The sequence below is a fragment of the Nonomuraea basaltis genome (genome assembly GCF_005893125.1).
In the GTDB taxonomy this organism is placed as follows: domain Bacteria; phylum Actinomycetota; class Actinomycetes; order Streptosporangiales; family Streptosporangiaceae; genus Nonomuraea; species Nonomuraea basaltis.
In genome coordinates this window covers 1-13,354 of record NZ_VCJS01000291.1, presented here as the reverse complement: position 1 = coordinate 13,354, position 13,354 = coordinate 1, and the positions used below count along the sequence as shown (strand labels likewise).

Sequence of the window (13,354 nt, the reverse complement as noted above, 5' to 3'; positions counted from 1 at the left end):
GTGGCGGTCGTCCTGGTGGCGGTGGCGGCGGTTTCGCCGGCCGTCCTGGTGGCGGCGGCACCGGCCAGCGCACCGGCACCGGTGGTCCCGGTGGCGGCGGCGGTTTCGCCGGCCGTCCCGGTGGCGGCGGTCGTGGCCGTGGCGGCGGCACCGCGGGAGCCTTCGGGCGTCCCGGTGGCCGTCCCACTCGTGGCCGCAAGTCCAAGCGCCAGAGGCGCCAGGAGTTCGACAACATGTCGGCACCGGCGATCGGCGGCGTGCAGGTCGCTCGCGGCAACGGCGCGACGATCCGCCTGCCGCGCGGCGCGTCGCTGTCCGACTTCGCCGACCGCATCGGCGCCAACCCCGCCGCGCTCGTGCAGATCATGCTGCACCTCGGCGAGATGGTGACCGCGACGCAGTCGGTCAACGAGGAGACGCTGCAGCTGCTCGGGCAGGAGCTGGACTACAACATCCAGGTCGTCAGCCCGGAGGAGGAGGACCGCGAGCTTCTCGAGGCCTTCGACATCGAGTTCGGCGAGGACGAGGGCGACGAGGCCGACCTGGCCGCGCGTCCGCCGGTCGTGACCGTCATGGGTCACGTCGACCACGGTAAGACCAAGCTGCTCGACGCCATCCGCAAGACCAACGTGGTGGCGCGCGAGGCGGGTGGCATCACCCAGCACATCGGTGCTTACCAGGTCGCCGCCGTGCACGAGGGCGAAGACCGGAAGATCACCTTCATCGACACCCCGGGTCACGAGGCGTTCACCGCCATGCGTGCCCGAGGCGCCAAGTCCACCGACATCGCGGTGCTGGTGGTGGCGGCCGACGACGGTGTGAAGCCGCAGACGATCGAGGCGCTCAACCACGCACAGGCGGCTGACGTGCCGGTCGTGGTCGCGGTCAACAAGGTCGACAAGGAGGGCGCGGACCCCAACAAGGTGCGTGCCCAGCTCACCGAGTACGGCCTGGTGGCCGAGGAGTTCGGTGGCTCGACGCTGTTCGTCGACATCTCGGCGAAGAACGGCACGGGCCTCGACGAGCTGCTCGAGGCGATCGTGCTGACCGCCGACGCCGAGCTCGACCTGCGGGCCAACCCGTCGATGGACGCCCAGGGCATCGCGATCGAGGCGCACCTCGACAAGGGCCGCGGCCCTGTCGCGACCGTCCTGGTCCAGCGCGGCACGCTGCGGGTCGGCGACTCGATCGTGTGTGGCGAGGCCTACGGCCGCGTCCGCGCGATGCTGGACGACAACGGCGACGCGGTCGAAGAGGCCACGCCGTCCCGTCCGGTCCGGGTGATGGGTCTGACGGCCGTGCCGGGCGCCGGTGACAACTTCATCGTCGTCACCGACGACCGTATGGCCCGCCAGATCGCCGAGCAGCGCGCGGCGCGCAAGCGCAGCGCCGACATGGCGAAGTCGAGCCGTCGCCTCACCCTCGAGGAGCTGTTCAGCAACCTCGAGAAGGGCCGCGTCGACGAGCTCAAGCTCATCATCAAGGGCGACGTGTCCGGTTCGGTGGAGGCCCTGGAAGACGCCCTGCTCAAGATCGACGTCGGCGACGAGGTCAGGCTCCGTGTCCTGCACCGCGCGGTCGGCGCCATCACCGAGTACGACGTCAACCTGGCCGTCGCCGACGACAACGCGGTCATCATCGGCTTCAACGTCCGCCCCGAGCCACGGGCGCGCGACCTGGCCGAGCGCGAGGGCGTCGACATCCGCTACTACTCGGTCATCTACCAGGCGATCGAGGAAATCGAAGCGGCGCTCAAGGGCATGCTCAAGCCCGAGTTCGAAGAGATCCAGATGGGCACGGCGGAGGTCCGCGAGGTCTTCAAGGTGCCGAAGATCGGCAACGTCGCCGGTACGCTGGTTCGCTCCGGCGTGATCGTCCGCAACAGCAAGGCCAGGATCATCCGCGATGGCGTCGTCATCGCAGACAACCTGACCGTTTCGTCCCTGCGTCGCTTCAAGGATGACGCGACCGAGGTCCGCGAGGGCTTCGAGTGCGGCATCGGTGTCGGCTACAACGACATCAGGATCGACGACGTGATCGAGACGTTCGAGATGCGGGAGAAGCCGCGCGCATAGCACGCGGCCGGGCGCCCGGCGGAACCTCCGCCGGGCGCCTCTCGCACGCTCTGGCCTGGTTCCCACCGCAGCAGGCCGGTCGTGCGTTCAGCACACCAAGCCAAGCGGTGGCAACCAACGATGTATGTGGGTGCTCTGACCCTGGACATCCTGCTGGGCGACGTCAGATCGCTGAAGCAGAAGCGCTCCGCCGTGCGGCCTCTGATCGCCGAGCTGCAGCGACGTTATCCCGGCATAGCGGTCGCCGAGACCGGCGATCTCGACCTGCATCGCAGGGCCGAGATCGGCATCGCGGTGGTCTCCGCCTCCGCGGGTAACTGCAAAGAGGTGATGGACGCCTGCGAGCGGATGGTGGCCTTCCGCCCTGAAATCGAGCTGCTGTCGGCCAGGCAGCGCCTCTACACCGACGAAGATTGAACGACTTGCACGGCCAGGACGTGCGTGAGGGGGAGCGAACATGGTGGATGCCGCACGAGCGCGCAAGCTCGCCGACCGCATTCAGCAGATCGTCGCCGAGATGCTGGAGCGCCGGATCAAGGACCCGCGCTTGGGCTTCGTCACCGTGACCGACACGCGCATCACCGCTGACCTGCGCGAAGCGACGGTGTTCTACACAGTCTTCGGCTCCGAGGCCGAGCGCGCCGACAGCGCGGCCGCCCTCGAGAGCGCGAAGGGGATCATCCGCTCCGAGGTCGGACGGCAGACCGGCGTGCGCTTCGCCCCGACGCTGGCGTTCAAGCACGATCCGCTGCCCGACACCGCCCGCCAGCTCGACGAGCTGATCAACGCCGCCAGGGCGCGGGACGCCGAGGTCGCGGCCCAGGCCCAGGGCGCCGCGTACGCCGGCGAGCCCGACCCCTACAAGAAGCCCGACGAGGGCACAGAGGCAGTCGGGGAAGAACCGGCGTGACCCCCGACGTACGAGACAGAGCAAATGGGCCGGCCCGCGTGGGCTCCCGCAACGGGAGCGGCGGGGCGGTGCCGGAGAGTGCCTGGGATCGGGCGCTGCACCTGATCCGGCAGTCCGACGAGATCGCGCTGGCCTGCCACGTTACGCCCGACGGCGACGCGCTCGGCTCGATGCTGGCCGTCGCCTTCGTGCTGCGCTCGATGGGCAAACGCGTCGTGGCGTCGTTCGGCGACCGGCACTTCGCGGTGCCCCGCCTGCTGCGGTTCCTGCCGGGGCAGGAGATGCTGGTGCCGCCGGAGGACTACCCGGCGGCGCCCGAGCTGATGATCACGTTCGACACCTCGACGTTCGAGCGGCTGGGGCTGCTCAGCGACAACACCGCCAGGGCGCGCGAGGTCATCGTGCTCGACCACCACCCGTCCAACGCCGCGTTCGGCACGCTCGCGCTCATCGACGCCAAGGCGGCCGCCACGGCGATGCTGGCCGAGCAGCTCATCTACCGGCTCGGCGGCCGGCTCGACCGCGACATCGCCACGTGCCTGTACGCGGGCCTGGTGACCGACACCGGCTCGTTCAGGTACCCCTCGACCACCCCTGCCGTGCACCAGATGGCGGCCAGGCTCGTGGCGATGGGGCTGCGTACCGACGAGATCGCCCGCGAGCTGTGGGACCGCTCGCCGTTCGGCGCCCTCAAGGTGCTGGCGGCCGCGCTCGACCGGGTGACGCTGGAGGGCGGCCTGGTGTGGACGTACATCACGCGGGTGGACCGGGCCGCGTACGGGCTGCCGTACGCCGAGCTCGAGGGCATCATCGACATCGTACGGCGCACCGACGAGGCCGAGGTGGCGGTCGTGCTCAAGGAGGACGACCAGGGCGCCTGGCAGGTGTCCACCAGGTCCAAGGGCACCGTCGACGTGGGCGCCGCATGCGCGGCGCTGGGCGGCGGCGGGCACCACAACGCGGCCGGGTACACCTCGCACGACAGCGTCGAGGACACCATGGCCGCCTTGAGGCGAGAGCTGGGCAAGGTCTGATGGCGTCCGGACGAGAGCTGGGGAAGGCTTGATGGCCGAGAGCGGTCTGATCATCGTCGACAAGCCGGGCGACTGGACGTCCCACGACGTGGTGGCCAAGATGCGGCGCATCGCGGGCACCCGCCGCGTGGGGCACGCCGGCACGCTCGACCCGATGGCGACCGGCGTGCTGGTGATCGGCGTGGAGAAGGCCACCAGGCTGCTCGGGCACCTCGCGCTGACCGAGAAGGTCTACGAGGCCACGATCAGGCTCGGCGTCAGCACGAACACCGACGACGCCGAGGGCGAGGTCACCGCCACGGCTTCGGCGGCCGGCGTGACCGAGGCCGAGATCCACAAGGGCGTCGCGGCGCTGACCGGGGAGATCATGCAGATCCCGCCGCAGGTCAGCGCGATCAAGGTGAACGGGCAGCGGGCCTACAAGATGGCGCGCGCTGGCGAGGTGGTGGAGCTGCTGGCCAGGCCCGTCACCGTGCACGCGTTCGAGGTGCCTGGCATCAGCGCCCATGACGACGTCGTCGACGTGGACGCGGTCGTGACCTGCTCCAGCGGCACCTACATCCGCGCGCTGGCCCGCGACCTGGGGGCGGCGCTCGGGGTCGGCGGCCATCTGGCGCGGCTGCGGCGTACCCGGGTGGGGCCCTACGATCTGTCGCTGGCCAGGACCATCGAGCAGCTCGCCGAGGAGTGCGTGGTCCTGCCGATCGGGGAGGCGGTGGCGGCTGCGTTCCCGCGCAGGGACGTGACCGCCGAGGAGGCCCGCGTCATCGGGCACGGCGGGCGGCTGCCCGCGGCCGGGCTCGGCAAGGGGCCGATCGGCGTGTTCGGGCCAGAGGGGGACCTGCTCGCACTGGTCGAGGAGCAGGGCCGGGTCGCCAAGCCGATCGCCGTCTTCGCCGGTTAGGCGGGCGTTTCGGCCTGCTGCGAGCTTCGGCCCGCGGGCGCCTCAGGCGGGCTTGCGGGCGCTTCGGGCGGGTTTTGCAGGCGCTTCAGGCGGGCTTGCGGGCGACGATGATGTCGCGGACGATCGCCTGGTCCACCCAGTGCTCGAAGTCGGGATAGTCCATCACCTCGAGGCCGGCCGCGATGAGGATCTCCGCCAGGTCGGAGCTCTTGCCGCCGTAGGTGTTCCAGGCGATGCCCATCGCGCCGCCTGGGCGCAGCAGCTCCGTCCAGACCGGAACGGCCTTGCGCAGCAGCTCCAGAGGGCTGCGGGACAGGCCGGAGCCGCCCTTGCTGCCGTGCTGGACGCCGTAGGGCGCGTCGGTCACCAGGACGTCGAACGAGCGCGGCTTGAAGAACTCCCGGCTCTTGAGGGTGTCGGCGTTGACCATGGCCAGCCGGTGCACGTCGCCCGCCTTGACAGCCTCCTTCGACAGGCCGAACGTGACGTTCAGCCGCCGGCCGACCAGGGCCCGCTCGCGGCGCACCGGCACGGTCTCGGCGGTGTGCTTGAAGCGCTTGTTGCGCAGCCAGGTCTTGATGAAGCCGGTGTACGCCTCGAAGTCCTTGCCGTCGACGTCGATCCCGCAGGCGTCGTAGCCGTACATGAGGGCCTGGTTGAGCGTCGTGCCCCGGCCGCACAGCGGGTCGAACACCGACAGCCGCTCGCCCAGCTCCCTGTCCCCGGCCAGCACGGTGACGTTGAGCAGCAGCTTGGTGAAGTGCTCGTTGGTCTTGCCCGGGTATTTCTGGATGGTGATCAGGTCGCTGCTCAGCCGGTCGAGCGACTGCATCCGCAGTGGCCTGAGCAGCTCGCCCTCCATCGCAAAGATTACGTAAACCGAGGAAAGGTTTGACAAAAGCGAGATATCCGACTGAGCAAGGGGCTCCGCCGTCTCGAACGTCACGTACGGCACGCCGCCGATCGTGGTCTCCTCGCTGGCCAGCACCTCGCCGCGCAGGGCACGCCCGCTGAAGACCGCCAGCTCGCTCCTCGTCAGCCGGACGGAGCTCTCCCCGTAGACCCGGTTGAAGGCAGGCAGGATCAGTAGTGCGTATCGAGGCATGATGCCCGATCCTATCCCCCTCGATTGGAGGTAACCGTGACGCGCGTGGCAGGCTGGTGTCCGATCGATCCGCCACGAGCGAATGGGGCCTAGCGTGCAGGGTTCGGGAAGGTCTGTCGTCGCCATCGGTGTGTACGACGGGGTTCACCGCGGGCACCAGCGGGTGGTCGAGCGGGTCGTCGCCATCGCCCGTGAGCGGGGGCTGCGGGCCGTCGCCGTCACGTTCGAGCCGCATCCTGACGAGGTCGTGCTCCCCGGGTCGCACCCGCAGCGGCTCACGAATCCCAGGCGCAGGCGCGAGCTGCTGGTGGGGCTGGGGGTGGACGAGATCGACGTGGTGGAGTTCACGCTCGAGCTGTCGCGCACCAGCCCGGCCGACTTCGCGCAGTCGGTGCTGGCCGAGCGTTCGCGGGCCGCCGTCGTGGTGGTGGGGGAGGACTTCGTGTTCGGGCACGGCGCGAGCGGCGATGTCGAGACATTGCGGACGCTGGGCGATAAATACGACTTCGAGGTGGAGGTCGTGCCCATGCTCGACGCCGTCTCGTCGACCGCCATCCGCGACCGGCTCGTGACCGGCGACGTCGAGGGCGCCGCGGCGGCGCTCGGGCGGCCGCACCGGGTGGAGGGCGTGGTCGTCCGCGGCTACCAGCGCGGGCGCCAGTTGGGCTTCCCGACCGCGAACGTCGAGACGCCGCAGCACACGGCGATCCCGGCCGACGGGGTCTACGCGGGGTGGCTGGAGTGCGTGCCCGTGGCCAACCTGCCCGCGCTGTATCTGGGGGAGCGGTGGCCGGCCGCCATTTCGGTCGGCACCAATCCGACGTTCGAGGGAGTGCCGCGGACGGTGGAGGCGTACGCGCTGGATCGGGATGACCTGGAGCTGTATGGGGTGCATGTGGCGGTGGAGTTCGCCGCCCGCCTGCGCGGCAACACCCGCTTCGAGTCCATCGAGGCCCTGATCGAGCAGATACACGCCGACGTCGCCGCTACTCGCCGCCTCACCAGCTGAAATTCCCGTCTTTTACGCGCTGCCGTGGCCTGCCACCCGCCGTCGCCGGCCTGCGTCTGTCCAGGGAAACGGCCGCTGACCGGTCAGTGGCGCGCCGCCGTTACGGAGCGCACGTGCACCCGCTTCCGTGAGTACGCCGAGCAGTACACGGCCGTCCGAGCAGGCCGTACGCTGCCGGTGTGGGACAGGGCACACGAGCACCCTGGCCTAGGTGGTAACCTTGCATGTCGGCTCTGTGACGGCGGCGCTGCGCGCTGCCCATGACGGCCTTCATGCGGCGACTGTAGGCACGCACGGTCGTTCGCGCTTTCATCTCATTCGCGCGTGTCCGTAGATTGAAGGAGAGCCGTGTCCCTCGACACCGCTGCCAAGAAGTCCATCATAGGCGAGTACGCGACGGCCGAAGGTGACACTGGGTCGCCCGAGGTGCAGATCGCACTGCTCAGCAAGCGCATCAGCGAGCTCACCGAGCACCTGAAGACGCACAAGCACGACCACCACAGCCGTCGTGGTCTGCTGCTGCTCGTCGGTCGCCGGCGCCGCCTGCTGAAGTACCTGCAGAAGGTCGACATCCAGCGTTACCGTACGCTCATCGAGCGACTCGGCCTGCGCCGATAACATAGAAAGGGAGCGGCGCTCGCCGCTCCCTTCTTCATATGGGTAGAGCCCATATGGTCAGGAGCGTCCGGCGCGTGGCGGCGTGAAAACGGCCCCGCGCCTGACGTACAACTGAAGATCCGAGACACACAGCCCCCGCGTCCGCTAAGCACCTTGCGACCCGCGACGCCTGCGGGCCGGTCCTCGGTAGTGGCTTCCGGTAAGAATGACCGGGCGCTTCGATCGAAGACCGGCGCTGCACCTAACGAGGGTGCCGGTGAAAAGGGCGCGGGAGACCGACCACAAGGAGGTCCCCCGTGGAGGGTGTCCACACTGCTGAAGCCGTCATAGACAACGGTTCATTCGGCACACGCACGATCCGGTTCGAGACCGGTCGGCTCGCGCGCCAGGCGGCGGGTTCCGCCGTCGCCTATCTCGACAGCGACACGATGGTGCTGTCGGCCACGACCGCGTCCAAGAATCCGAAGGAGAACCTCGACTTCTTCCCGCTCACGGTCGACGTCGAGGAGCGCATGTACGCCGCGGGCCGCATCCCCGGCTCGTTCTTCCGCCGTGAGGGCCGTCCCTCCGAGGACGCCATCCTCACCTGCCGGCTGATCGACCGGCCGCTGCGCCCGTCGTTCGTCAAGGGCCTGCGCAACGAGATCCAGGTTGTCGCCACCGTCATGGCGCTCAACCCCGCTCACCTCTACGACGTGGTCGCCATCAACGCCGCGTCCCTGTCCACGCAGCTCGCGGGGCTGCCGTTCTCCGGCCCGATCGGCGGCGTGCGGGTCGCGCTGATCGAGGGCCAGTGGGTGGCCTTCCCGACGCATCCCGAGCTGGAGCAGGCGACGTTCGACATGGTCGTGGCGGGCCGGGTGCTCGACGACGGCGATGTCGCGATCATGATGGTCGAGGCCGAGTCCACCAGGGACACGCTGAAGCTGGTCGCCGAGGGCGCCGTCGCGCCCACCGAGGAGACCGTCGCGCAGGGCCTGGAGGCCGCGAAGCCCTTCATCAAGGTGCTGTGCGAGGCGCAGTCGCGCATCGCGCAGGTCGCGGCCAAGGAGACAGCCGAATACCCGATCTTCCTGGACTACCAGGAGGACGCCTACGCCGCGGTCGAGTCCGCGGTGAAGACCGAGCTGGCCGCCGCGCTGACCATCGCGGGCAAGCAGGAGCGCGAGAACGAGCTGGAGAAGGTCAAGGCGCTGACCGGCGAGAAGCTCATGCCCGAGTTCGAGGGGCGCGAGAAGGAGATCGGCGCCGCGTTCCGCTCGGTGATGAAGAACCTCATGCGCGAGCGGGTCGTCAAGGACGGCGTGCGCATCGACGGCCGCGGCGCCAAGGACATCCGTGCCCTGTCGGCCGAGGTCCACGTGGTTCCGCGGGTGCACGGCTCGGCGCTGTTCGAGCGCGGTGAGACCCAGATCCTGGGCATCACGACGCTCAACATGCTGCGCATGGAGCAGGTCATCGACACGCTCAACCCTGACCGGACCAAGCGCTACATGCACAACTACAACTTCCCGCCCTACTCCACCGGCGAGACCGGCCGGGTGGGCTCGCCCAAGCGCCGCGAGATCGGTCACGGCGCGCTGGCCGAGCGGGCGCTGATCCCGGTGCTGCCCGCGCGTGAGGAGTTCCCGTACGCGATCCGCCAGGTCTCCGAGGCACTCGGCTCCAACGGCTCCACCTCGATGGGCTCGGTCTGCGCGTCCACGATGGCGCTGCTCGACGCCGGTGTGCCGCTCAAGGAGATGGTCGCGGGCATCGCGATGGGCCTGATCGGCGAGGGCGACACGTACGTCACGCTGACCGACATCCTGGGCGCCGAGGACGCCATGGGCGACATGGACTTCAAGGTCGCCGGCACCAAGGACGTCATCACCGCGCTGCAGCTCGACACCAAGCTCGACGGCATTCCCGCCTCCGTGCTGGCCGCCGCGCTCAAGCAGGCCAAGGGCGCCCGCCTGGCGATCCTCGACGTGATGCAGGAGGCGATCGACTCCCCGGCGGAGATGAACCCGACCGCGCCGCGCATCATCACCATCAAGGTCCCCGTGGACAAGATCGGCGAGGTCATCGGCCCGAAGGGCAAGATGATCAACCAGATCCAGGACGACACGGGCGCCGAGATCACCATCGAGGACGACGGCACGATCTACATCGGCGCCACCGACGGCCCGTCCGCGGAGGCCGCGCGTTCGGCGATCAACGCCATCGCCAACCCGCACATGCCGGAGGTCGGCGAGCGCTACCTGGGCACGGTCGTCAAGATCGCGGCCTTCGGCGCGTTCGTCTCGCTCATGCCGGGCAAGGACGGCCTGCTGCACGTCTCGCAGATCCGCAAGCTGCACGGCGGCAAGCGCATCGAGAACGTCGAGGACGTGATGAGCGTCGGCGAGAAGGTCCAGGTCGAGATCGCCGAGATCGACGGCCGGGGCAAGCTCTCCCTGGTGCCGGTCGAGGTCATCGAGAAGGAGGCCGCCGAGAAGGAGGCGAAGGCCCCCGCCGTCGGTGACGGGGACACCTCGGAGCCGGAGGAGGCCGCCGACGCGCCCGCCGAGGACAAGTCGGACCGGCCGCGCCGCACCCGTACGCGGGTCCGCACCCGGAGCAGCAACGGCGACGGGGACGACCGGAACTCGTGAGCGAGCGCAGCGAGGAAACCATCAGAGGCAGCAGAGTACGCACGGGGCCGGCGAAGGAGGCCCCGTGAGTACGTCCACGCTCCACCCTGGCAAGGACGGAGCCGGGGTGGTAAGGCGCACCGTCCTCCCGGGTGGGCTGCGCGTGGTGACCGAGACCATGCCGACCGTGCGGAGCGTCGCGGTCGGCATGTGGGTCGGCATCGGCTCGCGGGATGAGGCCCCCGAGCACACAGGGGCCACCCATTTCCTCGAACACCTGCTGTTCAAGGGCACTCCGACGCGCGACGCCATGGAGATCTCCGCCTCCATCGAGGGCATCGGCGGTGAGATCAACGCCTTCACCGCCAAGGAGTACACGTGCTACTACGCGCGGGTGCTCGACGAGGACCTGTCGGTCGCGGTCGACGTGCTCGCCGACGTGGTGACCAGCTCGCTGGTGACCGAAGAGGACGTCGAGTCCGAGCGTGGCGTGATCCTCGAGGAGATCGCCATGCACGACGACGACCCCTCGGACGTGGTGCACGAGCAGTTCGCCGCCGAGCTGTACGGCGACTCGCCGATCGGCCGGCCCATCCTGGGCACGGTTGACTCGATCAACGCCCTGGGGCGCGAGCGGATCGCCGAGTACTACCACCGCTACTACCAGCCTCGCCGCACGGTGGTGTCCGTGGCGGGCAACGTACGGCACGAAGAGGTCGTCGAGCTGGTCACCAGGGCGTACGCGCGGGCGGGCTTCCTGGCCGGCGCGGCCGAGTTCACCCCGCCGCGCACCAGCGGCCCCGGCGCCGACGCGCGCTCGGGCGTCAGGGTGCTCGACCGGCCGACCGAGCAGGCCAACCTGGTGCTCGGCACGACCGGGCTGTCCCGTACCGACGATCGCAGGTTCGCGCTCGGCGTGCTCAACGCCGCGCTGGGCGGCGGCATGTCGTCCAGGCTCTTCCAGGAGATCAGGGAGAAGCGCGGGCTGGCCTACTCCGCCTACAGCTACACCTCGGCGTACGCCGACACCGGCCAATTCGGCATCTACGTCGGCTGCCTGCCGTCGAAGATCGACGACGTGCTGAAGATCTGCCGGGACGAGGTGTCGAGGGTCGTGGCCGAAGGGCTGGGCGCCGACGAGATCATGCGCGGCAAGGGGCAGATGCGCGGCGGGCTCGTGCTCGGCCTGGAGGACACCGGCTCGCGCATGTCGCGCATCGGCAAGAACGACCTCGTCTACGAGGAGCTCATGTCGGTGGACGAGGTGCTGGCGCGCATCGAAGCGGTCACCCCTGACGAGATCTCAGAAGTCGCCAGGGACGTCCTCAACCGGCCGCTCACGCTCGCTGTGATCGGCCCGTACGGTGACAAGGACTTCACCGACGCCATCCGCCCGTGAGAAAGGTGCGGCCGTTGTCGTGATCCGCGTCCAGCGGACCACGACAGCCATCGGCCTCGACCAGGCGCAACAGTGCGCAGCTTTCTCGCTGGTATAGGGTTGGCCGTGTGATCAAGGTAGGTGTGCTCGGCGCCCGCGGCCGCGTGGGCGTCGAGGTGTGCAAGGCGGTCGAGGCGGCCACCGACATGGCGCTGGTGGCCGCGCTCGACAAGGACGACTCCATCGAAGAGCTCGAGGGCGCGGAGGTGGTGGTCGACTTCACCCACCCCGACGTGGTCATGGGCAACCTCGAATGGGCCATCGCCCACGGCGTGCATCCGGTGGTGGGCACGACCGGCTTCGACGAGGGGCGGCTCGCGACCGTACGCGGGTGGCTGGCGGACTCTCCGGGCACCAACTGCCTGATCGCCCCCAACTTCGGCATCGCGGCCGTGCTCATGATGCACTTCGCCCAGCAGGCGGCCCGCTACTTCGAGTCCGTCGAGATCGTCGAGCTGCACCACCCCAACAAGGCCGACGCCCCGTCCGGCACGGCCCGCCGTACGGCGGAGCTGGTGGCCGAGGCGCGCGCCAAGGCGGGGGCGGGGCCGATGCCCGACGCGACGAGCACCGCGCTCGACGGCGCCCGCGGCGCCGACGTGGGCGGGGTGCACGTGCACGCGATACGTCTGTCCGGGCTGATCGCCCACCAGGAGGTGCTCCTGGGCGGCGACGGCGAGATCCTCACGATCAGGCACGACACGATGAGCAGGGCCGCGTTCACGCCCGGCGTGCTGCTCGGCGTGCGCAGGGTACGCGAGCTGCCCGGCCTCACCATGGGTCTGGAGCCCTTGCTCGACCTCTGAGCCCGGCCTGGCCGCACGACGTGCCCACCACCTGGTGGTCGTGGGCACGTCGTGAGGAGAGGGTCCCGGCTCCGCACAGCCGGGCCTACGATCATCAACACTAATACGAGTGGCAAGATCCGGCCGAGAGATGAGATCGTGTCGGCATGGTGCGATGGGCGAAGGCCGGCGAGTTCCCCGCGCTGGTGGCGATCGAGCTGGCGGCGGACCGGCTGTTCGAGCAGGTGGACATCACGTTCCCGCCCGGCACCACCATGATCGAGGAAGTGGACGACCCCGGGACCGTCCTGGTGGAGGGTGACCCTCCGGCCGGTTTCGCGCTGGTCGGGTGGGTGGACGGCAACCTGCATCTCGACCAGCTGGCCGTCCATCCGGACCACATGCGCCAGGGCATCGGCGGGCGGCTGATGGCCGCCGTGATCGACCACGCGCGGGCGGCCGGTGCGCCGCACGTGACGCTGACGACGTACCGGGACGTGCCCTGGAACGCGCCGTGGTACGCCCGGCACGGCTTCTCCGTGCTGCCCGAGCCGGAGTGGGGGCCGGAGCTGCGGGCGCTGGTGGAGCACGAGCGCGAGCTGGGGATCGAGATCGCGCCACGCGTGGTGATGCGCCGATGATGGCCGCGCGTGCTGGTGCGCCCGTAGCGGCCGCGCGTGCTGATGCGCTGTGCACGGTCGTGTGTACTGACGTGCCGAGAGGCCGCCTGCAGCCCTCTTCGGCCTGCTAGCTTCGCGCGGCCGGGGCGCGGTGCGACGCGAGCCAGTCAACGGCGTAGTCCACGGCCGCCCTCAACGAGAACAGCCGGGCCTCCGCCGCGCCCACCCGCCCCCACCGCAC

General features: G+C 69.7%; 12 protein-coding genes. 11 read left to right on the top strand and 1 reads right to left on the bottom strand.

Going from position 1 to position 13,354, the window contains the following annotated elements; genetic code table 11:
* From infB to truB, 5 genes are all read left to right on the top strand, one after another.
* Window positions 1–2,075, top strand: a 2,075-nt coding sequence (gene infB / locus EJK15_RS61320; protein WP_138719575.1) for a translation initiation factor IF-2, incomplete at its 5' end; no start/stop codon positions are given.
* Window positions 2,076–2,195: 120 nt separating this feature from the next.
* On the top strand, window positions 2,196–2,492 hold the full coding sequence (locus tag EJK15_RS61315; RefSeq protein ID WP_138719574.1) for a DUF503 domain-containing protein: 297 nt from the start codon (window positions 2,196–2,198) through the stop codon (window positions 2,490–2,492).
* A gap of 40 nt (window positions 2,493–2,532) precedes the next feature.
* Window positions 2,533–2,985: a 30S ribosome-binding factor RbfA gene (rbfA, locus tag EJK15_RS61310; RefSeq protein ID WP_138719573.1), complete on the top strand. Its 453-nt coding sequence runs from the start codon at window positions 2,533–2,535 to the stop codon at window positions 2,983–2,985.
* A gap of 38 nt (window positions 2,986–3,023) precedes the next feature.
* Complete coding sequence (locus EJK15_RS61305) at window positions 3,024–4,019, top strand: DHH family phosphoesterase (protein WP_240777945.1); 996 nt, start codon at window positions 3,024–3,026, stop codon at window positions 4,017–4,019.
* A 31-nt stretch (window positions 4,020–4,050) separates the two neighbouring features.
* Entirely contained in the window at window positions 4,051–4,923 is an 873-nt protein-coding gene (gene truB, locus EJK15_RS61300; protein ID WP_138719571.1) for a tRNA pseudouridine(55) synthase TruB, read from the top strand.
* A gap of 85 nt (window positions 4,924–5,008) precedes the next feature.
* On the opposite strand, the gene EJK15_RS61295 is transcribed toward truB, so the two are convergent.
* Window positions 5,009–6,028, bottom strand: a complete 1,020-nt coding sequence (locus EJK15_RS61295; protein WP_138719570.1) for a TRM11 family SAM-dependent methyltransferase — start codon at window positions 6,026–6,028, stop codon at window positions 5,009–5,011.
* Window positions 6,029–6,110: 82 nt separating this feature from the next.
* Here EJK15_RS61295 and EJK15_RS61290 point away from each other — a divergent pair, with 82 nt between their 5' ends.
* The 6 genes from EJK15_RS61290 to EJK15_RS61265 all read left to right on the top strand — a co-directional run bounded on the left by EJK15_RS61290 (window position 6,111) and on the right by EJK15_RS61265 (window position 13,134).
* Complete coding sequence (locus EJK15_RS61290) at window positions 6,111–7,037, top strand: bifunctional riboflavin kinase/FAD synthetase (RefSeq protein WP_138719569.1); 927 nt, start codon at window positions 6,111–6,113, stop codon at window positions 7,035–7,037.
* Between the two features lie 348 nt (window positions 7,038–7,385).
* Window positions 7,386–7,655, top strand: coding sequence for a 30S ribosomal protein S15 (rpsO, locus tag EJK15_RS61285; RefSeq protein WP_138719568.1), 270 nt, complete (start codon window positions 7,386–7,388; stop codon window positions 7,653–7,655).
* A gap of 296 nt (window positions 7,656–7,951) precedes the next feature.
* Window positions 7,952–10,291: a polyribonucleotide nucleotidyltransferase gene (locus EJK15_RS61280; protein ID WP_138719567.1), complete on the top strand. Its 2,340-nt coding sequence runs from the start codon at window positions 7,952–7,954 to the stop codon at window positions 10,289–10,291.
* A 64-nt stretch (window positions 10,292–10,355) separates the two neighbouring features.
* The gene (locus tag EJK15_RS61275; RefSeq protein ID WP_138719566.1) at window positions 10,356–11,669 is read left to right on the top strand and encodes a M16 family metallopeptidase; all 1,314 of its coding nucleotides are present in this window, start codon (window positions 10,356–10,358) and stop codon (window positions 11,667–11,669) included.
* A gap of 107 nt (window positions 11,670–11,776) precedes the next feature.
* The gene (gene dapB, locus EJK15_RS61270) at window positions 11,777–12,514 is read left to right on the top strand and encodes a 4-hydroxy-tetrahydrodipicolinate reductase (RefSeq protein WP_138719565.1); all 738 of its coding nucleotides are present in this window, start codon (window positions 11,777–11,779) and stop codon (window positions 12,512–12,514) included.
* Between the two features lie 146 nt (window positions 12,515–12,660).
* On the top strand, window positions 12,661–13,134 hold the full coding sequence (locus tag EJK15_RS61265) for a GNAT family N-acetyltransferase (protein ID WP_138719564.1): 474 nt from the start codon (window positions 12,661–12,663) through the stop codon (window positions 13,132–13,134).
* The last annotated feature ends 220 nt before the right edge of the window (window positions 13,135–13,354 follow it).